18 protein-coding genes are annotated in these 24,852 nt (G+C 39.9%); 13 read left to right on the top strand and 5 right to left on the bottom strand.

Features of this window, described 5'->3' with window-relative positions; genetic code table 11:
• The first annotated feature begins 175 nt into the window (after positions 1-175).
• The 3 genes from BLS33_RS08275 (at position 176) to BLS33_RS08265 (ending at position 6,706) form a co-directional block, all read left to right on the top strand.
• A complete protein-coding gene (locus BLS33_RS08275) occupies positions 176-4,459 on the top strand; it encodes an eCIS core domain-containing protein (protein WP_089887332.1) in 4,284 nt (1,427 codons plus the stop codon).
• An 80-nt stretch (positions 4,460-4,539) separates the two neighbouring features.
• Positions 4,540-5,382, top strand: a complete 843-nt coding sequence (locus tag BLS33_RS08270) for an N-acetylmuramidase domain-containing protein (protein ID WP_089887330.1) — start codon at positions 4,540-4,542, stop codon at positions 5,380-5,382.
• A complete protein-coding gene (locus tag BLS33_RS08265) occupies positions 5,360-6,706 on the top strand; it encodes an ATP-binding protein (protein WP_089887328.1) in 1,347 nt (448 codons plus the stop codon). Before BLS33_RS08270 ends, BLS33_RS08265 begins: the two co-directional genes overlap by 23 nt.
• A gap of 81 nt (positions 6,707-6,787) precedes the next feature.
• On the opposite strand, the gene BLS33_RS08260 is transcribed toward BLS33_RS08265, so the two are convergent.
• Positions 6,788-7,351 carry a hypothetical protein gene (locus BLS33_RS08260; protein WP_089887326.1) on the bottom strand — a complete coding sequence of 188 codons (564 nt, stop codon included), beginning with the start codon at positions 7,349-7,351 and terminating at the stop codon, positions 6,788-6,790.
• 10 nt (positions 7,352-7,361) lie between these two features.
• A complete protein-coding gene (locus BLS33_RS08255; RefSeq protein ID WP_089887324.1) occupies positions 7,362-7,805 on the bottom strand; it encodes a hypothetical protein in 444 nt (147 codons plus the stop codon).
• 325 nt (positions 7,806-8,130) lie between these two features.
• On the opposite strand from BLS33_RS08255, the gene pxpA reads away from it, so the two are divergent.
• The 3 genes from pxpA to BLS33_RS08240 are packed head-to-tail and all read left to right on the top strand — an operon-like array spanning position 8,131 to position 10,443.
• Positions 8,131-8,874: a 5-oxoprolinase subunit PxpA gene (gene pxpA, locus BLS33_RS08250; RefSeq protein ID WP_089887321.1), complete on the top strand. Its 744-nt coding sequence runs from the start codon at positions 8,131-8,133 to the stop codon at positions 8,872-8,874.
• Positions 8,871-9,608, top strand: coding sequence for a 5-oxoprolinase subunit PxpB (gene pxpB / locus BLS33_RS08245; protein ID WP_089887319.1), 738 nt, complete (start codon positions 8,871-8,873; stop codon positions 9,606-9,608). The genes pxpA and pxpB overlap by 4 nt, the downstream gene beginning before the upstream one ends.
• Entirely contained in the window at positions 9,601-10,443 is an 843-nt protein-coding gene (locus BLS33_RS08240) for a 5-oxoprolinase subunit C family protein (protein WP_089887315.1), read from the top strand. The genes pxpB and BLS33_RS08240 overlap by 8 nt, the downstream gene beginning before the upstream one ends.
• Here the strand turns inward: BLS33_RS08240 and BLS33_RS08235 are convergent.
• From BLS33_RS08235 to BLS33_RS08225, 3 genes are read right to left on the bottom strand one after another with little or no spacing between them, the layout of a single operon-like run.
• A complete protein-coding gene (locus BLS33_RS08235) occupies positions 10,435-11,799 on the bottom strand; it encodes an aldehyde dehydrogenase (protein ID WP_089887313.1) in 1,365 nt (454 codons plus the stop codon). The two genes, BLS33_RS08240 and BLS33_RS08235, sit on opposite strands and share 9 nt — an antisense overlap.
• A gap of 60 nt (positions 11,800-11,859) precedes the next feature.
• Positions 11,860-13,368, bottom strand: coding sequence for a parallel beta-helix domain-containing protein (locus BLS33_RS08230; RefSeq protein WP_089887310.1), 1,509 nt, complete (start codon positions 13,366-13,368; stop codon positions 11,860-11,862).
• 6 nt (positions 13,369-13,374) lie between these two features.
• Entirely contained in the window at positions 13,375-14,382 is a 1,008-nt protein-coding gene (locus BLS33_RS08225) for a cytochrome-c peroxidase (protein ID WP_245731335.1), read from the bottom strand.
• A 494-nt stretch (positions 14,383-14,876) separates the two neighbouring features.
• Between BLS33_RS08225 and ilvD the strand changes: the two genes are divergently transcribed.
• From ilvD to BLS33_RS08190, 7 genes are all read left to right on the top strand, one after another.
• Positions 14,877-16,553, top strand: a complete 1,677-nt coding sequence (gene ilvD, locus BLS33_RS08220) for a dihydroxy-acid dehydratase (protein WP_089887306.1) — start codon at positions 14,877-14,879, stop codon at positions 16,551-16,553.
• A 94-nt stretch (positions 16,554-16,647) separates the two neighbouring features.
• Positions 16,648-18,381, top strand: a complete 1,734-nt coding sequence (ilvB, locus tag BLS33_RS08215; RefSeq protein WP_089887303.1) for a biosynthetic-type acetolactate synthase large subunit — start codon at positions 16,648-16,650, stop codon at positions 18,379-18,381.
• Between the two features lie 75 nt (positions 18,382-18,456).
• Positions 18,457-19,038 carry an O-methyltransferase gene (locus BLS33_RS08210; RefSeq protein WP_089888143.1) on the top strand — a complete coding sequence of 194 codons (582 nt, stop codon included), beginning with the start codon at positions 18,457-18,459 and terminating at the stop codon, positions 19,036-19,038.
• Positions 19,039-19,102: 64 nt separating this feature from the next.
• Positions 19,103-19,633 (top strand): acetolactate synthase small subunit, encoded by a 531-nt coding sequence (gene ilvN / locus BLS33_RS08205; protein ID WP_089887301.1) that lies wholly within the window; start codon positions 19,103-19,105, stop codon positions 19,631-19,633.
• Positions 19,634-19,662: 29 nt separating this feature from the next.
• Positions 19,663-21,138, top strand: coding sequence for a ketol-acid reductoisomerase (gene ilvC / locus BLS33_RS08200; protein WP_089887299.1), 1,476 nt, complete (start codon positions 19,663-19,665; stop codon positions 21,136-21,138).
• Between the two features lie 159 nt (positions 21,139-21,297).
• On the top strand, positions 21,298-22,596 hold the full coding sequence (gene ilvA, locus BLS33_RS08195; protein WP_089887297.1) for a threonine ammonia-lyase: 1,299 nt from the start codon (positions 21,298-21,300) through the stop codon (positions 22,594-22,596).
• 261 nt (positions 22,597-22,857) lie between these two features.
• Positions 22,858-24,450 carry an NADP-dependent glyceraldehyde-3-phosphate dehydrogenase gene (locus BLS33_RS08190; protein ID WP_089887295.1) on the top strand — a complete coding sequence of 531 codons (1,593 nt, stop codon included), beginning with the start codon at positions 22,858-22,860 and terminating at the stop codon, positions 24,448-24,450.
• Positions 24,451-24,852 lie beyond the last annotated feature (402 nt).

The following is a 24,852-nucleotide window of genomic DNA, read 5'->3' as shown; positions in this document are numbered from 1 at the left end:
AAACGGTGAATAGTTAGCAGTGAACAGTTGGCAGTATTCAGCGAGCGGTTTAAACCGAACAATGAACACCGAACATCAGACATCTGGCACTCTGTATCCACGATTTAGCAATAAACGATGATTTGTATCAAATTATAATTTTCAACCATTAACCAAAAACTATCAACCATAAGAAATGTTCGCAACGGCGCAAAAGGCAAATGCCAAACCCAGTAACTCCTCTCTTTTTCAGAGAGACAAGGGAAACGATGCCTTTATACAGCCCAAACTGAACATTGGAAAAGCGGGAGATGTCTATGAAGTAGAAGCGGATCGGGTCGCCGATACAGTTGTGGCTAGAGCCAATGGGCAACGTAATCCATTTTTTGGTGCATCTCTCGCGATACAGCGAAAAACACAAGAGGAAGATGTTCAGGAAAAACGCTCCGAAGGTGAAAAAGAAGCTTTCCAGATTCAGCAAAAACCCTTTGTAGAAACGATAACTCCTTTGGTACGTAGACAACCTCAAGAGGAGGGGTTACAAGAGAATGCAGAAGATAATGCGCAGTTAAAAGAAGAAGCACAGCTCCAGAAGCGATCCGATGCCGGTGCCGGTCCGGAAGAATTCTCATCATTGGAGGGCAATTTAAACAGTTCAAAAGGTGGCGGAAGCCCGTTACCAGCTGCTACTAAGAGTGAAATGGAATCAGGTTTTGGCACTGATTTTAGCGGTGTACGGGTGCATAACGATAGCAATGCTAGTCAGATGAGCCAAAACCTGGGGGCGCAGGCCTTTACCCACGGTAACGACATCTATTTCAATGAAGGCAAATACAATCCGCAAAGTAGTTCAGGGAAACATCTATTAGCGCACGAGCTGACCCATACCGTTCAGCAGCGGTGTAGTGTTCAGCGTAAACCTATTTCGATTTCACCGGCCCCCAAAATGATTCAAGGGTTTGGTATTGTAGACTTGATACCTAATTGGATTATTAATAATGCTAGACATATTCCTGGGTATACCCTGTTTACAGTACTAATATCATATGACCCTCTTTTGGGTCAGGCTGTTACGCGTACGCCTATCAATTTAATAGAAGGACTGATGGGATTGGTTCCCTTTGGTACTGCAATTTTTGACAAATTACAGGAGCTTAGTATTCTTCAAAAGACATTTGATTGGATTAGTGGGCAGCTCAACAGGCTTCATTTAACAGCACAAGGATTATTAGATTTGGTTGAAGAGGCTTGGAATGAAGTAAGTTTCCCTTATACCAATATCATATCGGTCATTACTGACAAGTTTCAACAAGTTATAGGTAGAATTGAAAATTTTGCCAACTCGCTGGTAAATCAGGTGTTGACATGGATCAAAGAAGCTTTAATTGGAATTGCTGAACCCATATTGGCTGAAAACAGGGCCTGGTCGCTTATTAAGAAAATTATACACTATGACCCGCTTAGGGATGAAGAGGTTGTTGCGCCTACTATAGAAATTCTTGAAGATTTCCTTTTACTAATTGGTAAAGAAACCGAGTTGGAACAGATGCGAGAGCGTGGCACGTTGCAAGAAACAGCAGATTGGCTTGATACCCAGATCGGCAATTTCATGTCATTATTGAGTCAGTTAAGTGTACTGATTAACAGTGTATGGGATGCTATCAAACCTCAAAATCTGCCGACCATTCTAGATAATTTAAGGGAATTGGCCGTTCAGACAACTGGTTTTCTCCAGAGGGTATGGTCATTTGCTTCAACAGTTGCAATGCAAGTTCTGGCTTTACTTAAAAACGCCTTGTTAGGCTGGCTCAACTCTTTTGCGGCAGAGATTCCAGGGTTTACTTTGATGACGGTCGTACTAGGGAAGAATCCACTCACTGGTGAAGATGTACCTAGATCTATTGAAAATATCATACGTGGTTTTATGGGATTGGTTCCAGGAGGAGAGGCAAAGTTTCAAGAATTAAAACAATCAGGTGTTGTCCCAAGGGCCGCAGGGCAGATCGAAACTTTGATAGCGGAGTTAGGCTTTTCACTCGCCTATATCATTCAGTTATTTACCGATATGTGGAATTCCTTCTCTATTGGAGATTTGGTTGACCCTATAGGAGCGTTCCAGCGGACGGTAGCCCAATTTGGAGAACCTATCTCGCGCTTGTTCATTTTTGTGGTGAAGGTAGTAAAGGTGTTGGTTGCGTTGATTCTGGAAATAATGGGTATCCCGCCAGATATGATTGGTAATATTATTGCCAACGCTATGGCTGCTTTTGAAGATATTAAAAATGATCCAATCGGTTTCTTGCTCAACTTAATGAATGCCGTTAAAAACGGTTTTTTGCAATTCCTCGGCAATATAGGAACCCATTTGTTAAGTGGCTTACAAAATTGGTTATTCGGAACGTTGGCCGATGCGGGGGTTCAGATTCCATCCGATTTAAGCATTCGGTCACTTTTAGGTATGGCTATGGATGTATTGGGTATTACTGTGGATAATATATTAGAACGATTGGCACTCCGAATAGGGGAAGAAAGAATGGCAAAGATCCGATCAGTACTCGACAGGCTTACGGGAATTTGGACCTTTGTCAGAGATGTCATTGAACGAGGACCTATCGCCATTTGGGAATATATACAAAGCCAGATTAGCAATCTTTGGAATATTATCAAGGAAGGGATTATGGGCTTTATACAACAAAAAGTCATTCAGCAAGCTATTGGATGGCTGTTGTCGTTCTTGGATGTAACCGGCATTTTGCCGGTCATTCGCGGTGTACAAAGTATTTTCAATGCTATCATGTCCTTCATTGAAAAACTTCGAGAGATTCTCGGAATTATAAATTCCTTCGTAGCCGGTGTGGCCGATATTGCTAGAGGGAGTATTGTAACCGCATCTGCCTTTCTGGAAACTGGGTTGGCAGATGGTGTACCGGTGGCTATCTCTTTTCTTGCCAAGCAACTTGGTTTGGGAAATATCAGTGAGAAGATTGCCGAAATGATAGAAAATGCTCGGGAGATGATTAACGGAGCTATTGATTGGTTGATTGAACGCGCACTGGCTGCCGGAACAGCGTTTTTAAATGCTCTTGATCTAGGTGGCGATTCTGATGAGGCACAAAATTTAGAAGAAACACACAACCCCGAAAAAGCAGTTCAAATACAGGCAGGCCTTAATTTTGCAAGAACAGAGGAAGCTAGAATTGCAGTTGATGGTAAAATTACCAGAGCCCAGGCTGGGGAAGTTGCAACAGCTGTACGACAAAATCACCCTGTATTTACTTCTTTTAACGTCATCGACGGTGATGACAGCTGGAATTATAAATATACGGCTAGTCCTGAAGAAGAGTTGGATACTGCGATAACAAAGGCGGACGACGACAGTGAAAAATTACAATTTGTGAAGAAATATTTAGGAAATAAGGTGGTTGATAATGACGGAATTCCTTTGAAAACCTTCATTAATGACCTGAAAACGGATATAAATAAAGTTGACGAAAACCAAGTTTATATTTTAGATAACAGAGCAACTGGTTATAAGTTTCGAAGAGGCGCAGGGTTTGGAGTGGAGTATCCTATGTTGTTTATTGAAAACAACGAAGGAGCAGTAGGTATTTTAAAGGAAGGGGAATCAAAAGCCTATGTACCCCTTCATAAAAATTACATTCCGGATAAGATAAAAATGGTCAAAGCGGGAACTATCTATACAGCTACGTATACCACCAAACCTTTCGATGGTGTGATTCGTGATGAAAAACCTCCTAGCTTTGAAATTAAGATTTCCTTTAATGAAGTATTGAACGACAATCCTAATAGTACTGAAACACGTAACGTAAAGGGTGATAATCTTACTTTTAAGCCTGAAGGAAATCCTAGGGGAGCAACAGACTCTGCCGGAAATGGATTTGACAACGCGCACCTTATTGGAGATCGTTTTGGTGGGTCGGGCAGAAATGCCGCACTTAATATTTATCCCTCATCACCAAGATATAATAGAAGGGCAATGTTGGGTGTTGAGAATCAAATGGCGGCTATTTTTTCGAAAGGTGCTAAATCATACGATTTGACGGTTAACGCTACAATACAACACGAGAAAGATAATAATTTAAAAACAATTTTAGCTGAAGAATTTGACGAGGATAATGCCAATAAAAAGGGCGGAAAATTTGAGGGATTATCTGCTGAAGAAGCGGAAACAAAGCTAATTGGTGTATTGCAGAAAGAAATCAACAAAGATTTGAAAGAAGTTCCGGGACAATTTACACAAGTGACATACGCCTCCAGTGATCATCAATTTAATAAAAATGCGTTTGATAGTGATGAAGGCAGCAAAGGAGATGTAGAAAATGAAAAAGAAAGAGAATTTGATGTCCATAATTTTGATGTGGAAAACAAGAATGTCACTTTAGGTGAAGATTCCTCATATAAATCGGTAATTGAGCAAATGGAAAGTTCTGATAATAGAAATACCGAAGAAAATGCTTAATTTTTATACATTCAATTTACAACACTAGAAAACTACGATTCACATTTTTTAGAACAAGATTTTCAATAAATGTTATAAACATGAAAACACTAAAATACCGTTCCCGAGGCCCTGAAGTATTTCTGCTCGAAGAAATCTTAAACACCTTGGGGTATGACGTCTATGTTTCCCAATTTTTTGGAAGGGATACGCATCAGGCTATAATGCAATTCCAGAAAGAAAATGACTTGGTCGTTGATGGGTTGGTTGGGCTAAAGACTTGGGCCAAACTGGTGGAAAAGAAAAACCTTCTCACCAACTTTAACTCCAAATTGTTATCCGAACAAGATCTTCAAGATTTTGCTGATCACTACAATTTGGAACTGGCCGCGGTCAAGGCCGTAAACACGGTGGAGAGTCGAGGTAAGGGTTTTTTGGTAGATGGTAGGGCAGTCATTCTCTTTGAGGGTCATGTGTTTTGGAGGGAGTTGAAGAAAAGGGGCCTAAATCCCAAAGATTTCCTTAATGATCAAACCAAAGATGTGTTGTACGAAAAATGGACACGAAAACATTACAAAGGTGGTTCTGGGGAATATACCCGATTACTTAAGGCTGTAGAGATGTCAGATCTTCAAGATGTAGCAGATGCGGCACACTGCTCGGCTTCTTGGGGCGCCTTTCAAATTATGGGCTACCATTATAAAAACTTGGATTATACTTCTATAAACGAATTTGTCTCAAAGATGCAGGAGCATGAAAGAGAGCATTTACTATCGTTTGGGAAGTTTATTTCCGTAAACCGTTTTAAAGGCAAAACATTGACCAATTGGTTAAAAGAAAAGAATTGGGCAAATTTTGCCCATGGCTATAACGGGCCGGGTTATAAACAAAACAAATATGATAGTAAATTAAAAGCAGCTTATGAACGATACCGTAACCAATAAAGAAAATAGTATTTCGATTGCCCAGCTTTTTGATTATTTGGAAAAATACTTAGCCCATCGACTTTCCAAAGAACTGGCCCAAGAGCCATTGCGTGTTCCTAAGTTAGACTTATTAAAAAACCAATCGTATTTGGCAAAATTCATTAATGAAAAAAAGCTGACCGATGAAGAGATCTTACTCGTTTTGCTTGCATTGGTGCCTAATGTGTACCCAAATGCTTTAAGCGGAGTAGTGGCCGATTTTCTGCCAAAAGGCGGTGATTTTCCGGAATTCGGAGGAACAAAAGGTAAAAATCATAGGGGAATCCTTCCGACAGGAGAAACGGCACTCTATCTTTTGGCCGGTAACGATATAGAGAAAAGATTGGAATCTCTAGAGTTGGTTACCACGAAATCAGAACTGTTCAAGGCTGGCATATTATACTTGGAAGCCGTTCCAAAAGGGGAGCCGCCTATGAGCGGTAAGCTTCAGATGGATGTAGAATACGTGGCGAAATTGATTTCGGGAGTTGTTTTAAAACCTCATTTAGGACCAAATTTCCCTGCTACTCCTATTGAAACAAGATTAGAATGGGATGACCTTATTTTGAACCAGCGGACGCTTGAGGAAATAAAGGAATTGGAGACATGGTTAAAATATAACTCCGTTCTTATGGATGAATGGAACATGAAAGACAAGATAAAACCGGGGTTTAGAGTGATGTTCTATGGTCCTCCTGGGACAGGCAAAACCTTGACGGCAAGTCTTTTAGGAAAGTACACTGGCAAAGATGTGTACCGTATCGACCTTTCAGTGGTGGTTTCCAAATATATTGGGGAGACGGAAAAAAATCTATCCAGTCTGTTCGATAAAGCCACCAACAAAAATTGGATTTTATTTTTTGATGAGGCAGATGCTATTTTCGGTAAGCGTACCAATGTTCGTGATGCACACGATAAATATGCCAATCAAGAGGTTTCTTATTTATTACAGCGTATTGAAGCGCATCCGGGTCTGGTGATTTTGGCATCCAACTTCAAAAATAATATTGATGCGGCATTTACAAGAAGGTTTCAGTCGATTATCGAATTTGAACTGCCAAGTTATAAAGAGCGACTGCGCTTGTGGCAGAACAATTTTCCAGCAAAAGTGCCCTTGCAAAAATCGATATCGTTGGAAGATTTGGCCAAGAAGTATGCATTGACAGGGGCCAATATTGTCAACATTGTTCAATATGCCTGTCTTAAGACCATTGCGGCCAAAAAGAAAGAGATACAGCAATCTTACGTTTTAGAAGGAATTAAAAAAGAACTTTTGAAAGAAGGGAAAACAGCTGCCATTTGATTGCAAATAAAAGTGGGATATGCTTAAAGCCGGATTAATGGACTTTAGAGTATTGTTAAATTTTCCGATATTTATAATCTTCTATAACTGGAATTCTTCGTTATTTCTATCTTCTTTCTCCATTTTAGTTACGATGAACACATCTTTTAGAATGTATATGGCAACGGTTAAAATACCAAATGCAAGTAGGGGTAATGAGAATTGCCAGTTAAGCATGTTTAAGAGGCTTCCCATTATAATGGCCAATGTTCCAATCACCATGGCAATATTCCATAAAATTTGTGAAAGGCTATTTTTTGATTTTCGGTCCTCGTCTAAAAAGTAGGCTGTGCCCTCCATGATAAACCAGATTAGAAAGGTAATGCCGATGATCGTCTGAAAGAAAACCGCGTGCTGAAAGCCTAATATGCTTGAGATACCATTAATTGACCAAAAAGTGACTAGAGTAACCTTTACATAAGCGATAAACTTTTTTTCCCGCTTTTTCCAAAATCTAATAGCGTATAAGATTCCGACGACACTGAAGCATAGTAGCAGCATTTTACTTGCATGGGGCCAATCAAACATCTGCGCTAACATGGCCAATAAAAGAAGGGTCATTGAAACTCTAAGGGGTATCTTTAAGATTTTCTCTTGTGCAGCCATACGTTTTTATTTAAATTACTTTAATGTTCGCTTTGAGCCCATCCATTATTCCTATTACATTGGTAACGGTATCCTTTAGATAGTGCTGTATCAATACATGCGGAATACGAATAGTGGTAAAACCATTTTTAAATGAATGCATTGCTTCCTCAAGATCATTGATAGCTTGTTCATGGGTCATTCTCTCATAAGTAGCATCTATTTCTATATTTAGCTTTACCCTTGATATAGCAATATCTACCGACTTTTTTCCATCCCACCATTCTAACATGGCATTAATACCTTCTTCCTTCAGTCCGTAGTATAATTGAATGGCTTCAAGGGGGGTGCCCTTGCTTTTCATCAATTTTTCCATCCTTTTAAGATGGCTTGGACATAGCTCAACTCCTAATGAATCTATAGCATTTTTATGGTCAAGGTAACTGAGTTCTTTCGTACACTCTAAACAAGTCATTTTATAAACTTTTTTCCGATAGCTATCGGTTGATTTGGGACTATAATAACCACACAGTTTTAGGAATATTATATTATATCGTTGTACGACATAGCACTTTTAGACGAATGGCATTTTTTTAGATAAACGGCAAATCTAAATGTTAAAATTGTGGTGTAGGAAGAGTAAAAGGATGGATTAATTTCGATGATTACCATAATATTTATAGTATTGCGCAGCCAACTGGTTATTTGAAGAAATCATTATTGCATTACAAGTTTATGTAAAGGTGATTATACCTTTTTATTTAAAAAAAAATCATCTCCTGTCCTAACGATTATATGAAATGAGTGCTGTAAACATTGATATAAATTGTGATGTTGGGGAAGGTTTTGATAATGAAAGCCAATTATTTCAGTATATATCTTCATGTAATATTGCTTGTGGAGGGCACGCGGGAAATGATGCCACTATGCAAAAAGTGGTGCTGCTTGCAAAGCGAAATAAAATAAAAATTGGGGCACATCCATCATATCCCGATAGGGTAAATTTTGGAAGAATCACAATGGAAATTTCTCCTGAAGCGCTTCTTCAAAGTATTCAGGAGCAAGTTCGAAGTCTTAACAATATTCTTGATAATCAAGGAGTGGTTTTACATCATATTAAAGCCCACGGAGCATTGTACAACGATATTACCAAAAATGCTACACTAGCCACTACTTTTCTATCCGCCATAGAACAGTATAAAGAAAGAAGTTTTGTCTATGCCCCTTATGGTAGTGTGATAGCTGCACAAGCGGCGAAGCGCGGTTTTCATATAAAATATGAGGCTTTTGCAGATCGTAGCTACAATCCAGATTTGAGTTTGGTCTCACGGTCACAGCCTAAGGCATTGATTCAAGATTGCCAAAAGGTGTTGGATCACCTTTTATTGATGGCAAAGCATTCAAAGGTACTGACCGTTGATGATACTGAAGTGAAAATGAAAGCAGATACCTATTGCATTCACGGAGATTCGCCTTCCGCTTTACAAATATTAATGTATCTTGACCAAGAATTACCCAAACACAACATCAAAATAAAAAGGTGAGCAATTATTCTATTTCGATACGGCCCTACGGGGTTCATACGGTACTTGTCGAGTGGCCAAATAAAGTAGAGGAAGCCATTTTAGATGATATACTTTTGTTCATGCGGCATTTAAGAACAAACTGTTTAGATGAAAGCCTTTGGGAAATGATACCGGCGTATAATTCATTGACACTTCTTTATCGAAAAGACCCTATTGATTTTACCACTTTTAGTCAGACACTGCAAGATTGGTATTCCAATAAGGAAGAAGCGGTCCTTCCTCGAAAATATTTGTGGAAATTGCCGGTTTGTTATGATTTGGATTTCGGAATCGATCTAATGGAGGTTTCAGGTATTTTAGATTTGAGCATTGAAGATATCATTGCATTACATACCAAATCGCCCTATACCGTTTATGGCATCGGTTTTTTGCCAGGTTTTATGTACTTGGGAGGTCTGCCTGCGGAATTGGAAGTGCCAAGAAAGGCACAGCCTCGACCAAAGGTACAGAAGGGGGCTGTAGGCTTAGCAGGTAAGCAAACGGGAATATACCCTCAAATTTCGCCGGGCGGGTGGAATATTATCGGTAATTGTTCAGTCCCCATGTTCGATGCTTCAAAAGAAAACCCTTGTTTTGTAAACATTGGCGATAAAGTACAGTTCTACGCTATTGAAAGGGCGGAATATGACTTACATAAGATCGAAGGAGAGGTAGGTATTTATAAATTGGAAAAGGAAAATTGGAATGCTTAAAGTATTAAAATCCGGATTTTTTACCACCATACAAGATGGTGGCAGGTTTGGTTACCTTAATAAGGGCGTACCGGTCTCAGGGTTTATGGATACTTCTTCGGCTTCCAAAATTAATTTACTTCTTGAAAATGAGGCCAACGCAGCATTGATTGAAACGACAATGACAGGGCCAACATTGGAGTTTGGAAAAAGGACTTATATATGTTTGGGAGGCGCACAGTTATCGGTTACCTTGAATAATGAACCGATACAAGATTATAAAGTCTATAAAGTTGAAAAAGGGGATATCATCTCTTACGGGAAACTGAAAAAGGGTTTTCGTAGTTATTTGGGAGTCAAAGGGGGTTTTAAAACGCCGAAAATATTGGGAAGCCAATCTCTTTATTTGCCGATAACATCGAAAAATCATTTAGATGATGGCAGCACTGTTGATTATACCATGTGTGAACTGTTTGTACCCAAGACCTCTGAACTTAAAGTAGACTCCTTTTTGAACGAAACGGTCTTGTACGTCACCGAGGGGCCTGAATTTCATATTCTATCGAAAAGGCAGTTGGAAGAATTATTTTTCAAAGACTTTAAAATCTCCAATCAAAATGATCGAATGGCCTACCAAATCGAAGAGAAGATAACGGGTCATAAAGTTTCAATGTTGACTTCGGCCACGCTTCCGGGTACAGTGCAATTGACTCCATCAGGCAAATTGATTATCTTAATGAAAGATGGTCAGACCACAGGAGGGTACCCCAGAGTGCTACAACTTACGGATCGGGCAATTTCTATTCTCGCTCAAAAGAAATTTGGCGATAAAGTTTCGTTTAAGGTCCTAAAATAAACTCTTAATTTTTTTTACATATTTGATGGGTAGCGTATAGGGCGGGTAGCGCAAGGGAATATCCGGCCAGTTCGCTTTCTTGATTATGGACTTGTGATGCGAAAATAAATCGAAGGAAGCTTTACCGTGGTAAGCCCCGACGCCACTATTTCCTACTCCTCCAAAGGGCAATCGCTTATTGGTGATTTGTATAACCGTATCATTTACGGCGCCGCCCCCGAAACTGTAGGTTTCGATAATTTTCCTTTGAAAAGATTTACGATTAGAAAACACATAGGTGGCCAATGGCTTACCGTAGTTCATGATATGTCTTTTAATGTCTATTTCATCTTCATAAGAAATAATGGGCAGTATGGGCCCAAAAATCTCACCTTCCATCAATTTGCCATCTAAACTTGGTTCATTGACCAATGTGGGTGAAATGAAGTTGTCGGTATCGTTTGTATCTCCACCGAATAAAACATCTTCCCCTAGCAACATGCTCTTTAAGCCTGTATAATGTTTTTCATCTACAATTCGGGCATAGTCAGAAGATTGTTCTACATTCTCCCCAAAAAAATTGATAATACTTTTCTTCAAGGCCTCAATTAATACGTCCTTGACACTTTTGTGTACCAAAATATAATCGGTGGCGATGCAGGTTTGCCCCGCATTTAGAAATTTACCCCATACGATTCGTTTCGCCGCCGTTGCTATAGTTGCTGTTTGATCAACAATACACGGATTTTTTCCGCCAAGTTCCAAGGTGACGGGGGTCAGGTGTTTTGAAGCACTTTCGTAAACGATTTGCCCTACGCGTGTGCTTCCGGTGAAGAAGATATAATCCCATTTTTCGGCCAGTAATTTTTGGGAAACTTCAATGCCACCTTCGACAACCGAAACATAGTTAGGTTCAAAAACCGATTTAATAATTTCTGATATGATTTTGGCCGTGTTCGGTGTAACCTCAGAGGGTTTGATTACTGCGGTATTGCCTGATACTATGGCGCCAACAAGTGGTGCAATGGCCAATTGAAAAGGGTAATTCCAAGGAGCAATAATCAATACGGTACCGTATGGTTCTTTGTAAATATAATCGGCGGATGGCCAATTCATCAAGCTTGGAGAAATTCGTTGTGGTCGCGCCCAAGAAGTACAATTTTTTATAGCGTGTTTTAACTCAGCCAAAACAAATTGGGTCTCTGCAGCCAAAGTTTCAAATTTTGGTTTTTTGAAATCAGCATAAAGAGCATCGCAGATGGCATCTTCACGATTAATAATTTCCTGCATCAAACGCTTTAATGAGGCCTTTCGAAAAGAAATTTCTTTCGTTTTTTGTGTTTGGAAAAAATCACGTTGTTTCTTTACTATATTCATTATGGAATAATTGTACTAGATTTTAATATTTGTAAATGGAAATATACGGCAAATTGGGCTTTATTCCTTCATGGCCAGAATGTATTCCGCTACGGCCATTTTAGCGTCATCGGATAAATAATCCTGAGGCGGCATTTCTGGATAATCATCACGCAAATTTTTAGGGTTTTTTATGTAATCTACAATGCCTTGCGGATTGCCATTATGAATCGCTTGGATAATCTCGGTCGGTGGACCAATTAGTCGACTGCCGAAAGCATGGCATCCTGCACATACTCCATAATATGTGAGCTCGCCCAATTCTTCTTTAGAAACCGACCTTGGCGGTACAGGTGAACTCATTAAAAATGTGGTCACGTCTTTTGTATCGGTAATTTGGGCCGGACCGTAATCGTCAAGACCGAAAGTGCGGTATTTATTCTTATTTCTGATAGTGCTACCAGTGCCACCACCATAGGCGAAAATATCAGGACCTTTGGTATCCAATTGTGTGAGCATTATCGCTTTTATTTCTCCTGTCGGTTCGTTTCCGTTTTCAAACATGATATTATCAAGAATTACGACCCTATCGGGATTAGGTTCAGAATTGGGGTCATTGGCTTTTGGTGCCCCGGTTGCAAGGTCTACGATGGTAATACCTGTATTATTATTTCCGGTAATGATGTTGTCTTCTACAATTACATCATCTGCTGCCATTATTAAAATACCGGTACCAGTTGGAATTCCTGCTACAGTCGAACCCGGAGCGCCAAAATTCTCATGGTTGTTATCTACCACAAAATTATTTCTAATTATAACATCAAAAGTTGTTTTTATAGGTAGGCCAGGAGTTACGAAGGCCAAAATACCACCGGTGTTATTGTGGGCATAGTTGTTCTCGACCAGACAATGCCTTGAGTTTTCTATTTCTATACCCGCCACATTGTCAAAAACTTCATTGTGGAGTACATCTACATTATCGCACATACCCACATAAATAGCGGCATCGGCAATTTTGCTAAGCACATTGTGTGCGACAAGTCCATTTTTTCCATACTGCGGAAAAATTCCATAGACTCCGGTGTCTATAATCCAATTATTACGGATTACAAAATTGTTTCCCGCCTGTCCCATAATTCCGTTGCCTTTGTAATTGATTATTTTGAAATTTTCTATCAATATGCCATTTCCGGAATAAAGAAAGGCATCATTTATTTCCTTTTTACCGTCAAGTGTTGGCCATTTTCCATCAATAACAACCCCTTGAAGGCTAATATTATCCTTATCGATGTATACGTTCTCTGAATAGGTGCCTGGGTATACGCGGATCAAATCCCCAGAGTTAGCCTCTTCTACGGCCGCTTGAATAGAGGTACCTTTTTTGACTTCGATGATATTTCCGCTAAACTCTTCGGAACTAGCAGCCTGTGTGCTGTCTTGCATTAGCCCTATGTTTCTGTATTTTAAGGTTGAGGGTAAGGGAATGGTTTCAATATTCTTGGTTTCGAAGAGTACTTTTCCTAAAAATACTCCAATCACTAGTAAGAGAAGAGATCCAATAATTTTTAATAGTGTAGATTTTTTTTTCATGTTTCTTTAGATTGCAGGTTTTAAACCCGAAGGAAGTGTTTCGGGTATACTGGGCATAAACGACTCATCGGTCAATGTTTTTAGAAAATCGACCAATCTATCAAGTTCATATTCTGTTAAATTTGGTTCCCAAATATGCCAGTGAATAATCAGGTCCTCGTTCTTTGGTACGGCATGGCCGCGCCCATCATTATAGAACTGAACGGTTTCCCGTAAAGTCTTGAAATTTCCCGAATGCATATATGGCGCCGTATTTTCGATATTTCTTAAACTGGGCACCTTGAAAGCGCCCCTCAATGTTGTATCGTTAAAGGGAATTTGTGCACCGGGGTCCAAGCGAAGGCCTTCTGCCTCTGGAGTCCCTATCACGGCAAATTGCTGGTTTGTGAATAGGGGAGGCGTATGACATTCCGCACATCGGGCAACAAAAGACCTGAAGATGTTCATACCCTCAACTTCATTTTGGTTCAATGCCTTGTGATACCCATGGGCATAGCGATCGTATTTACTGTTCAATGAGATTAGCGAAGATTCGAAGGCGCTAATGGCCGTATAAATTTCATCTAGAGTTATCGGGTTTCCGTTCTTTTTTTTGGGGAAGGCCTCGCGGAAGAGTTCTACGTAGGCTTCGATTGAATTTAGGGTATTCAATAGATTTTCGGGGGAATTGTTCATTTCAACTTCTGAAAATAAAGGCCCCTGCAGTTGTGCTTCTAAAGAATTGGCACGCCCGTCCCAGAAAAATTTTCTCAAGTAGGCTACATTCCAAAGTGTTGGTGCAGACCGCTGTAATTTTTGGTTATTGTTGCCGATACTCGTTGGCATTCCATCGGAAAATCCTTTTGCCGGGTTGTGGCAACTAGCGCAAGCCATAGTACCGTTCCCCGAAAGTATGGGGTCAAAAAACAAATACCTGCCCAAATCGATTTGTTGCGGAGAAAATCCATCACGAATTTCAGGCAGTGCCGTCTTTAAACCGCCAACTCCTATGTTGTTGGGCGAGTTGTACTGCATGTATAAATTTTGGGCAATACATTCATTGTTTTGGTTGCGTTTAAATCCAGGAGGGCAGTTCGAGTTCAATTGTTGAATTCTTTCATAGGGCTCCGAATTGTTTTTAGTCAAAAACAATGATAAAAGAGCGACGAAAAGAATCCCCGAAATACTTGATTTTATAATTACGCTTTTTCTGCCCATCCGTGCTACTACCTGTCGAACTGTTCTAAATTAAGTAAAAAAAAGAACATGGGAATGAAATGCCGGTAGCTAATCCCAACAATGAAAACATATTGTCCGACCATTAATTTGTGCTTAATATCACGCTTGGAAACCTATTGAATATGATAAAAAAACTACCTTATTATATTGATATTCAATAGTTTAATCAAATATTTTTATAATTGGATTTAAATTGGTGTTAAATGTAAAGGTTATAAGGATTTATAAACATTTATCTTTGACCTAATGATTATGCATAATAAAATTTAAAAATACCAAGACTCTCTTTAATGGAACTTAATAAATACAGTAAAAACGTTACTCAAGACCCTACGCAACCGGCCGCTCAGGCTATGCTTTATGGAATAGGATTTAAGGATGAAGATTTTATGAAACCGTTGGTCGGAATCGCAAGTACCGGTTACGAGGGTAACCCTTGTAACATGCACTTGAACGATTTGGCCAAAGAAGTAAAAGCTGGCGTAAATTCGAACGAGTCCGTAGGCTTGATTTTTAATACTATTGGGGTCAGTGACGGGATTTCTATGGGAACACCAGGAATGCGTTTTTCATTGCCATCTCGTGATATAATCGCAGATTCTATGGAAACGGTTGTTCAGGGCATGTCTTATGATGGTCTGGTTACTGTGGTGGGCTGCGATAAAAATATGCCGGGTGCGTTAATGGCGATGTTACGTTTGAATCGTCCATCTATTTTGGTTTACGGTGGTACCATTGCCTCGGGTTGTCACAACCATAGAAAGTTAGATATTGTTTCTGCTTTTGAAGCGTGGGGAGAGAAAGTAGCGGGAACCATGGACGAGGATGAGTTTGGTTGTATTATCAAAAAATCAATTCCAGGAGCTGGCGCTTGTGGAGGTATGTATACGGCTAATACAATGGCTTCCGCTATCGAAGCCTTAGGAATGGCCTTGCCTTACAATTCTTCGAATCCTGCCATCAGCGATGATAAAAAACAAGAGTGTATTGCGGCAGGAAAACAAATGTTTTACCTGCTGGAGAATGATATTAAACCATTGGATATTGTAACTAGAAAATCTCTAGAAAATGGAATTCGTCTGGTTATCATCATGGGAGGCTCTACAAATGCAGTGCTACACTTTTTGGCTATTGCACGAGCTGCCGATATCGATTTTACCTTGCAAGATTTTCAACATATAAGTGATACCACGCCTTTTATTGCGGATTTAAAGCCTAGTGGAAAGTACTTAATGGAAGATGTGCATCGTATTGGTGGTACTCCTGCGGTATTAAAATATTTATTGGAAAAAGGATTGTTGCATGGCGATTGTCTTACGGTCACTGGAAAAACACTCGCTGAAAATTTAGCTAATGTACCTAGTTTACAAGAAGGTCAAGATGTAGTTCACTCATTGGAAAACCCCATAAAAGCTACAGGACATCTACGCATGCTTTACGGAAATTTAGCAGAGAATGGTTCTGTGGCCAAGATTACCGGTAAAGAAGGTTTGTTGTTTAAAGGAACAGCGAAAGTATTTAACAGTGAATATGATGCCAATGACGGTATACGTACCGGTTTGGTTAAAAAGGGAGATGTGGTCGTTATTCGATACGAAGGGCCAAAAGGTGGGCCGGGAATGCCGGAGATGCTGAAACCTACCGCTGCAATAATGGGAGCAGGTTTAGGTAAAGAAGTCGCACTGATTACGGATGGTCGTTTTTCTGGAGGCACCCATGGTTTTGTTGTGGGGCATATCTCCCCCGAAGCCCAGGATGGAGGTACTATTGCCTTGGTGGAAGACGGAGACATCATTACAATTGATGCCGAGACAAATACAATAAATGTGGCCGTTTCCGATGAAGAGCTTGCAAAACGTAAGGAATCATGGGTCGAGCCAGAGTTGAAATTTAAGAAAGGTGTATTGTATAAATATGCACGTTCTGTATCATCGGCCGCGCAGGGATGTGTTACTGATGAATTTTAGTAAATATACCGCTTGAAGGCGGATACAAATTTTGGAGTCTAATTTAATTGACCTATAGAAATTTCGGATTTGATGAGATTTGGGTGGTAAGATTATGGAAACAGTAAAGGAAAAAAAGACAGAGACGGCAAAAAAAGCCATTATAAAAATAAGTGGAGCAGAGGCGATAATCCATTGTTTATTGGCGGAAGGTGCCGATTTGATTTATGGTTATCCTGGTGGGGCGATTATGCCTGTTTACGATGAGTTGTATAAGTTTCAAGACCGATTGACACATATTCTTACCCGGCACGAACAAGGGGCAACACATGCTGCCCAAGGTTTTGCACGTGTTACAGGAAAGGTTGGAGTGGCAATGGCGACATCTGGTCCGGGGGCTACAAACTTGGTGACCGGGTTAGCCGATGCACAAATAGATTCAACCCCAATGGTTTGTATCACGGGTCAAGTAGCAAGACATTTGTTGGGTTCGGATGCATTTCAGGAAACAGATATCATTGGAATTTCTACCCCTGTTACCAAATGGAACTATCAAATTACGAGGGCATCTGAGATCCCCGAAATAATGGCAAAGGCTTTTTATATTGCCAGATCTGGCCGGCCTGGTCCTGTTTTGGTTGATATTACCAAAAATGCCCAAATTGATGAATTTGAATTTAGTTATGAGAAATGTACAGGCGTTCGTAGTTATAATCCCGTTCCAAAACCGGATTTAAAGGCTATTGAGGCCGCAGCTGCTTTGATAAATACTGCCAAAAAACCATATATCGTTTTTGGTCAGGGCGTTATTTTAGGTGAGGCCGAAGCACAATTAAAAGCATTGGTCGAAAAGACGGGAATTCCCGCTGCGTGGACGATATTAGGTCTTTCGGCTATGGATACGGACCATCCGCTTAATGTAGGCATGGTAGGGATGCATGGTAATTACGGCCCCAATGTTTTGACCAACGAATGTGACTTATTAATTGCCATCGGTATGCGTTTTGACGATCGGGTAACGGGTAGTTTGGATACGTATGCGAAACAAGCAAAAGTTATTCATTTTGAAATAGATCCAGCCGAGATCAACAAGAATGTAGAGGCTGATGTTGCCGTTTTAGGAAATTCGAGAGAAACTTTGGAGTTATTGCTTCCCTTGGTGAATGAGAACAAGCACGAGGCCTGGCATAACGAGTTCAAGAAAAAGTACCAAGAGGAGTTTGATGTGGTTATCAAAAACGATATCCATCCGACGAAAGAAGGGTTGACCATGGGTGAGGTTATTGAAGAGATTAACATCGCATCTGGCCAAAAAGCGATTATCGTTTCAGATGTAGGGCAACATCAAATGATTGCATGTCGATACGCCAAGTTCAAACAAAGCAAGAGTAACGTCACCTCTGGTGGGTTGGGTACAATGGGCTTTGCCCTGCCAGCGGCCATTGGAGCTAAAATGGGCGCTATGGATCGTGAAGTAGTAGCGATAATCGGCGATGGGGGTTATCAAATGACCATACAGGAATTGGGGACCATTTTTCAAAACAAGACACCTGTGAAAATTGTGGTATTGAACAATGAACATTTGGGTATGGTGCGTCAGTGGCAAGAATTATTTTTTGACAGACGCTATGCATCCACCGTAATGACCAATCCAGATTTTGTTAAGATTGCAGAAGGCTATCACATCAAGGCGAAAAAAGTTAGCCAACGATCGGAGCTCAAAGCAACCATTGCAGAGATGATAGCGTCAAAAGATGCCTATTTCTTGGAAGTATCGGTTGAGCAGGAAGACAATGTATTTCCTATGGTTCCTTCTGGGGCGTCGGTTTCCGATATTCGATTGAAATAATTCACATAACATGATACAAGTGAAATCTTTTGTAAAATAAAGATTCTTTGTTTTGTCTACTGACAAATGAGAGAAATGAATGACTCAAATATTTTAGACAGACCCGATATTCATGAAGAAATCCAAAGAAAATCTGAGGAAATCGGCTTTTCGATGCCTTCCGATTTGCATGTTGGGTCATTGTTAAAAACATTGATTTCTTCTAAGCCTGGTGCCCACATTCTAGAGTTGGGTACGGGAATAGGGTTAAGTCTTTGTTGGATGATTGATGGAATGGACAAAGATGCTGTATTGACTACGGTTGACAACGATTCAACACTGATTCATATAGCACGTACCTATTTCGGAAATGACGAAAGAGTTGAAATTATTTGTAAAGATGGAGCAGATTGGATCAATAAGTACAATGGCCTTGGTTTTGATTTGATTTTTGCAGATGCATGGCCCGGTAAATATAGTGGTATCGAGAGAATATTAGACCTTGTTAAGGTAGGAGGTTTCTATATAATAGATGATATGTGCGCCCAACCCAATTGGCCGGATGGACACCAAAAAAAGGTGGATGGCCTAATCGATTATCTGGCAGGTAGAAAAGATTTTAGTATTACAAAAATGAATTGGTCCACAGGGATTATCATGGCAGTAAGAAGGTTTTAAAGTGTTTGTTAAATAATATTAAATCAATTCCTTTTCTTTGCGAAGAGGATTTTTTAAAGAGCGGATGAAAAAACAATGGTTTACCATTTCGGTATATTCCGAAAATAATGTCGGATTATTGAATAGAATATCAGGAATATTCTTGAAGCGTCATATCAATATAGAGAGTCTAAATGTTTCCAAATCAGAAATTGAAGGAGTTTCTAAATTTACTATTGTTGTCAATACCACCGAGAAATGGACGCGTAATATCGTGGGGCAAATAGAAAAGCAGATTGAAGTGATTAAAGCGTATTATCATACGGATGATGAGACGATTTATCAAGAATCTGCATTGTTCAAGATTTCATCGGATTTGTTGTTCGATGAGCGACAGATTCAAAATATTATCAAAGATAGTGCGGCTCAGATTGTTACTGTTGCCCGAGATTTCTTTGTGTTGGCCAAGTCTGGTCGCCGCAATGAGATAGATGAAATGCATGATCAACTGAAACCCTTTGGTATTATGCAGTTTGTACGCTCTGGGCGTATCGCGGTTACAAAATCGGAGATGCGAATAAGCGCCTTATTAAACGAATTTTATCAAGATAAATAATTTAAAACGAATAAAAAAGAGAACACAAAATGGCAAATTACTTTAATACACTATCATTACGAGATCAATTGACACAGCTGGGTAAATGTAGGTTTATGGAATCCAGTGAATTTTCAGATGGTGTATCTGCATTGAAAGGAAAAAAAATAGTAATCGTTGGTTGTGGTGCTCAGGGCTTGAACCAAGGTTTGAACATGCGTGATTCAGGCTTGGATATTTCGTATACCTTGCGGGAAGCTGCAATTAAAGAACAACGACAATCTTACAAAAATGCTACCGAGAACGGATTTACCGTTGGTACTTACCAAGAATTAGTGCCAAGTGCCGATTTGGTAATTAATCTTACTCCTGACAAACAGCATACGGCCGTTGTTAACGCGGTAATGCCATTAATGAAGCAAGGTGCTACTTTGTCGTATTCGCATGGTTTTAATATTGTAGAAGAAGGTACTCAAGTAAGAAAAGATCTTACTGTGATTATGGTCGCTCCTAAGAGTCCTGGGTCAGAAGTACGTGAAGAATATAAAAGGGGTTTTGGTGTGCCAACTTTGATTGCCGTACACCCAGAGAACGATCCTGAGGGTAAGGGATTAGAGCAAGCAAAAGCTTATGCGGCCGGAACAGGCGGACATAGAGCTGGTGTATTGGAGTCTTCTTTTGTTGCAGAGGTAAAGTCTGATTTAATGGGTGAGCAAACTATTCTCTGTGGTTTGTTACAGACAGGTTCTATTCTTTGTTTTGATAAGATGATCGAAAAGGGAATCGATGCAGGTTATGCATCCAAATTGATTCAATACGGATGGGAGACCATTACCGAAGGATTGAAATATGGTGGTATCACCAACATGATGGACCGCTTGTCAAACCCAGCGAAAATTAAAGCATTTGAATTATCCGAAGAATTAAAGGATATTATGCGTCCTCTTTTCCATAAACATATGGATGATATCATGAGTGGTCATTTTTCTAAAACGATGATGGAAGATTGGGCCAATGATGATAAGAATTTGTTGAGCTGGAGAGCAGCCACCGGAGAAACGGCTTTTGAAAAGACACCTGCCGGTAACGAGAAAATTTCTGAACAGGAATTCTATGACAACGGCGTATTAATGGTCGCCATGGTAAGAGCGGGAGTGGAGTTGGCTTATGAATCAATGACCGAATCAGGTATTATTGGTGAATCTGCCTACTATGAATCATTGCACGAAACTCCATTGATTGCAAATACCATCGCAAGAAAGAAATTATTCGAAATGAATAGGGTCATTTCCGATACGGCTGAGTACGGCTGTTATCTATTCGATCATGCTTGTAAGCCTTTATTGGCCGATTTCATGAAAAAAATCGATACTGATGTTATTGGTAAACCTTTCGGGGCCGGTAAAGATAATGGTGTAGACAATGCGAAATTGATTACCGTCAATAAAGCATTGCGAGATCACGCTGTGGAAGTTGTTGGTACAAGATTACGAGAGTCAATGACTGCTATGAAACCCATAGTGTAATATATTTATCTAAATACCTTTCTCTTGAAAGGTGTTTTTTAGCCTGTCAAGTTTCATTGTGCGGAATTTATTTCAACAGTAAAACCTGACAGGTTTTTTTCATTGTTAACATCCGGTACGATTTTTTAACCGGTATTACGAATCGATATACATTCTTCTATGAATCCGAATGATGCTTTAACTCCCAAAGGCAAAGGTTTGGAAGATATACCTTACTTCCCACAGATAGCCGATATCCGAAAGGCGGCGGAAACGATACGTCAGGTTGCCGAGGTTACTCCCCTTGTTTCAAGTATTCGTCTTTCCAAGCTTTATGGTGCTAACATATTATTAAAGCGGGAAGATTTACACCGTGTTCGTTCTTACAAAATTCGTGGTGCCTTTAATAAAATTAGTTCGTTATCCAAAGAAGAAATGGATCGTGGCGTGGTATGTGCCAGTGCGGGTAACCACGCCCAAGGAGTTGCATTTGCTTGCAATCACCTTGGCATACAGGGCACCGTTTTCATGCCCTCGGTAACACCGAAGCAAAAAATAGAACAGACCCAAATGTTCGGGGGTGAAAATGTACAGATTGTCTTAGAAGGAGATACTTACGATGATGCCTCCAATGCCGCGAACCAGTTTTGTAAAGCACATGGTAAAACTTTTGTACATCCATTTGACGACCCTAAGACCATTGAAGGTCAAGCTACTGTGGGACTTGAAATTGTGGAACAAGAAAAAGAAACAATCGATTATCTTTTTGTCGCCGTTGGAGGTGGTGGGTTGGCTTCCGGACTTTGTGGAGTCTTCAAGGCTTTATCGCCTCAAACCAAAATTATAGGTGTAGAACCCGAAGGTGCACCTGCAATGGTAACTTCCATGAAAATGGGTGTCAATACCGAACTTAACCAAATTGACAAGTTTGTTGATGGGGCGGCCGTTAAAAAAGTAGGAGACCTTGCTTTCTCGATTTGCAGCAAGAATCTTTACGATATGGTAACGGTCGCGGAAGGTAAAGTTTGTCAGACTATTCTAGATTTGTACAATCGTGATGCGATTGTTGTAGAGCCTGCTGGAGCACTCACTATTGCCGTTCTAGATAGGTTTGCCGAAGAAATAAAGGGTAAGAATGTTGTTTGTATTCTCAGCGGTAGCAATAATGACATTACACGCACCCCTGAAATAAAGGAACGAGCGTTGCTCTATGCCAAATTGAAACATTATTTCATCGTTCGTTTTCCACAACGCCCAGGAGCGCTAAAGCAATTTGTTGCTGAAATTTTAGGTCCTGATGATGATATCACCCATTTTGAATACTCTAAGAAATCGAGCAAGGAAAACGCACCGGCTATAGTGGGAATCGAATTGAAAAGTCCCGATGATTTGCAGCCCTTGATACAACGAATGAAATCAAAAGGATTTTTTGGGGATTATCTAAACGATAAACCGGATTTGTTCCAATACTTGGTGTAAAAAGTATTCGTTCGATTGCTATTACTAAAGCATAGGGGTTTATTTATGGATAATGTCTAAAATCGGATAGGTATTCAAAAGACCGTTTTGAATTGTGCAATTCGTTATTTTATGCCTTATTTTTGATATGCACTTTTAAATAAAATAGGTGATGGTTTTCAAGAGTGAAATTAGAAAGGCCATTACTTGAAATTTTAATGAATTACAAACTGCGTTGATGTAGCATCAACTAAAACAGTTTTAAACTAACTTATAGCTAAAATGGGAGACTCGAATACAGCAATACCAGTTGAATTTCAGATTACGGATACTATAGAACAAAAGAAATATTTAGTCAATGGTGAATTGAAAGATTGGAAAGGAAATTCCACTGATGTCTTTTCTACCATTTCCTCATCGGAATCCTACGCAAAGACACGTTTGGGAAGCATTCCCGATATGGGGGAACCTGAGGCTATAGATGCCTTGAACGGAGCTTTGGGGGCATTTGACAAAGGAAAAGGCGTGTGGCCTACCATGCATGTTAAAGATCGTATTGAATGCATGGAAGTCTTTGTAAAGAAGATGAAGGATAAACGCGAACTAATCGTGAAATTGCTCATGTGGGAGATTGGTAAATCACTGCCCGACTCACAGAAGGAATTTGATCGTACGGTAGAATATATTTGTGATACCATAGAAGATTACAAGCAATTAGACCGAAATTCGGCCAAGTTTGAAAAACATGATGGTGTCTATGCACATGTTAAAAGAGGTCCTTTAGGGGTGGTTTTATGTCTTGGTCCCTATAATTATCCCTTGAATGAGACCTTTGCCTTGTTGATTCCTGCTATTATTATGGGGAATACAACTGTTTTTAAACCAGCAAAACATGGTGTTCTATTGATTACGCCACTTTTGGAGGCCTTTCAAAGCAGTTTTCCTAAAGGGGTTGTGAATATTATTTTTGGAAGGGGTAGGGCAGTGGCTGCACCGATTATGCAAACGGGAAAAGTTGATGTATTGGCCTTGATAGGAAATAGCAAATCGGCCAATGCCTTGCAAGAGCAACACCCGAAGAGCAATAGATTGCGATTGGTTTTAGGCTTGGAGGCAAAGAACCCTGCCATCATATTACCAGATGCCGATTTAGACTTGACTATTGATGAATGCATTGCTGGTACTCTTTCCTTTAATGGGCAACGTTGTACGGCTCTGAAGGTACTTTATGTTCACGAGGATATTAAAGAGAAATTTATCAAACGGTTTTCCCAAAAAGTAGATGAGCTCAAATTTGGAAACCCTTGGGATACCGGTGCGAAACTAACGCCTTTACCGGAGCCTGGGAAACCGGCCTATATTCAAGAACTTATTGATGATGCGCTGGCCAAAGGGGCGCAAATAAAAAATAAGAAGGGGGGACAACAGACGGATAACTATATTTGGCCTGCAGTGCTGTACCCGGTGTCTAAAGATATGCGGGTGTATCAAGAAGAACAATTTGGTCCGGTTATTCCTATTGTTTCCTTCAGTGATATTGAAGAACCTTTAGATGATATGGCAGAAAGCAATTACGGACAACAGGTAAGTCTGTTCGGGAAAGATGTTTATGCGCTTTCCCCACTGATCGATACATTGGTCAATTTAGTTTGTCGCGTTAATCTAAACAGTTCATGTCAACGGGGTCCTGATGTATATCCCTTTACTGGAAGAAAAGACTCTGCGCAATCTACATTAAGTGTGCACGATGCTTTGCGCTCATTTTCCATACGTACGTTTGTTGCCTTTAAAGACAATGATCTGAACAATGAAACAATTGAGCATTTGCTCGATGCAAAGCTGTCTAACTTTATAAGCACGGATTATATTTTGTAAACTTTAATAATACAGATTAGGAGGCACATAAAGTTTTAAAAGACCTTATGTGCCTTTTTATTTCGGGCTATACGGTGTATTTGAATGTACGTCTGCAACATAGAGTTAAGTTGCTTATTTTTCTCTAAGATGAATCCGGAAGTTTTCTATTGATATTTTTTAATGCTAATTCGTGGCGATACCTTTTTCTATGGCTAGTAAAAGGCCAGGTTAAATAAACCCATATAGATGTTGCATTTTACCATATGCCGAATAGAAATGCAAGTATCTGTATCTTTTTGATAATGCCTATCAATGCTATCATTCTCGATAGTTGATGGGGTTATTCACCCTGTTGTTCATTTTCTATAGCAATTTACCTTTCTTAACAGTATTTAAGAATAATACAGGGTAATATCCAAT

Origin of the sequence: Kriegella aquimaris, from assembly GCF_900103215.1 — a bacterium.
GTDB classification, from domain to species: domain Bacteria; phylum Bacteroidota; class Bacteroidia; order Flavobacteriales; family Flavobacteriaceae; genus Kriegella; species Kriegella aquimaris.
Note: the sequence above shows the minus strand (reverse complement) of the source record. Positions and strands in the feature narration are given on the sequence as shown.

Excerpts from the sequence above, each read along its gene's own strand:
- BLS33_RS08275 (WP_089887332.1), top strand. The coding sequence starts at position 176 with ATGTTCGCAACGGCGCAAAAGGCAAATGCCAAACCCAGTAACTCCTCT.
- BLS33_RS08270 (WP_089887330.1), top strand. The coding sequence starts at position 4,540 with ATGAAAACACTAAAATACCGTTCCCGAGGCCCTGAAGTATTTCTGCTC.
- BLS33_RS08265 (WP_089887328.1), top strand. The coding sequence starts at position 5,360 with ATGAACGATACCGTAACCAATAAAGAAAATAGTATTTCGATTGCCCAG.
- BLS33_RS08260 (WP_089887326.1), bottom strand. The coding sequence starts at position 7,351 with ATGGCTGCACAAGAGAAAATCTTAAAGATACCCCTTAGAGTTTCAATG.
- BLS33_RS08255 (WP_089887324.1), bottom strand. The coding sequence starts at position 7,805 with ATGACTTGTTTAGAGTGTACGAAAGAACTCAGTTACCTTGACCATAAA.
- pxpA (WP_089887321.1), top strand. The coding sequence starts at position 8,131 with ATGAGTGCTGTAAACATTGATATAAATTGTGATGTTGGGGAAGGTTTT.
- BLS33_RS08240 (WP_089887315.1), top strand. The coding sequence starts at position 9,601 with ATGCTTAAAGTATTAAAATCCGGATTTTTTACCACCATACAAGATGGT.
- BLS33_RS08235 (WP_089887313.1), bottom strand. The coding sequence starts at position 11,799 with ATGAATATAGTAAAGAAACAACGTGATTTTTTCCAAACACAAAAAACG.
- BLS33_RS08230 (WP_089887310.1), bottom strand. The coding sequence starts at position 13,368 with ATGAAAAAAAAATCTACACTATTAAAAATTATTGGATCTCTTCTCTTA.
- BLS33_RS08225 (WP_245731335.1), bottom strand. The coding sequence starts at position 14,382 with ATGCAGTACAACTCGCCCAACAACATAGGAGTTGGCGGTTTAAAGACG.
- ilvD (WP_089887306.1), top strand. The coding sequence starts at position 14,877 with ATGGAACTTAATAAATACAGTAAAAACGTTACTCAAGACCCTACGCAA.
- ilvB (WP_089887303.1), top strand. The coding sequence starts at position 16,648 with ATGGAAACAGTAAAGGAAAAAAAGACAGAGACGGCAAAAAAAGCCATT.
- BLS33_RS08210 (WP_089888143.1), top strand. The coding sequence starts at position 18,457 with ATGAATGACTCAAATATTTTAGACAGACCCGATATTCATGAAGAAATC.
- ilvN (WP_089887301.1), top strand. The coding sequence starts at position 19,103 with ATGAAAAAACAATGGTTTACCATTTCGGTATATTCCGAAAATAATGTC.
- ilvC (WP_089887299.1), top strand. The coding sequence starts at position 19,663 with ATGGCAAATTACTTTAATACACTATCATTACGAGATCAATTGACACAG.
- ilvA (WP_089887297.1), top strand. The coding sequence starts at position 21,298 with ATGAATCCGAATGATGCTTTAACTCCCAAAGGCAAAGGTTTGGAAGAT.
- BLS33_RS08190 (WP_089887295.1), top strand. The coding sequence starts at position 22,858 with ATGGGAGACTCGAATACAGCAATACCAGTTGAATTTCAGATTACGGAT.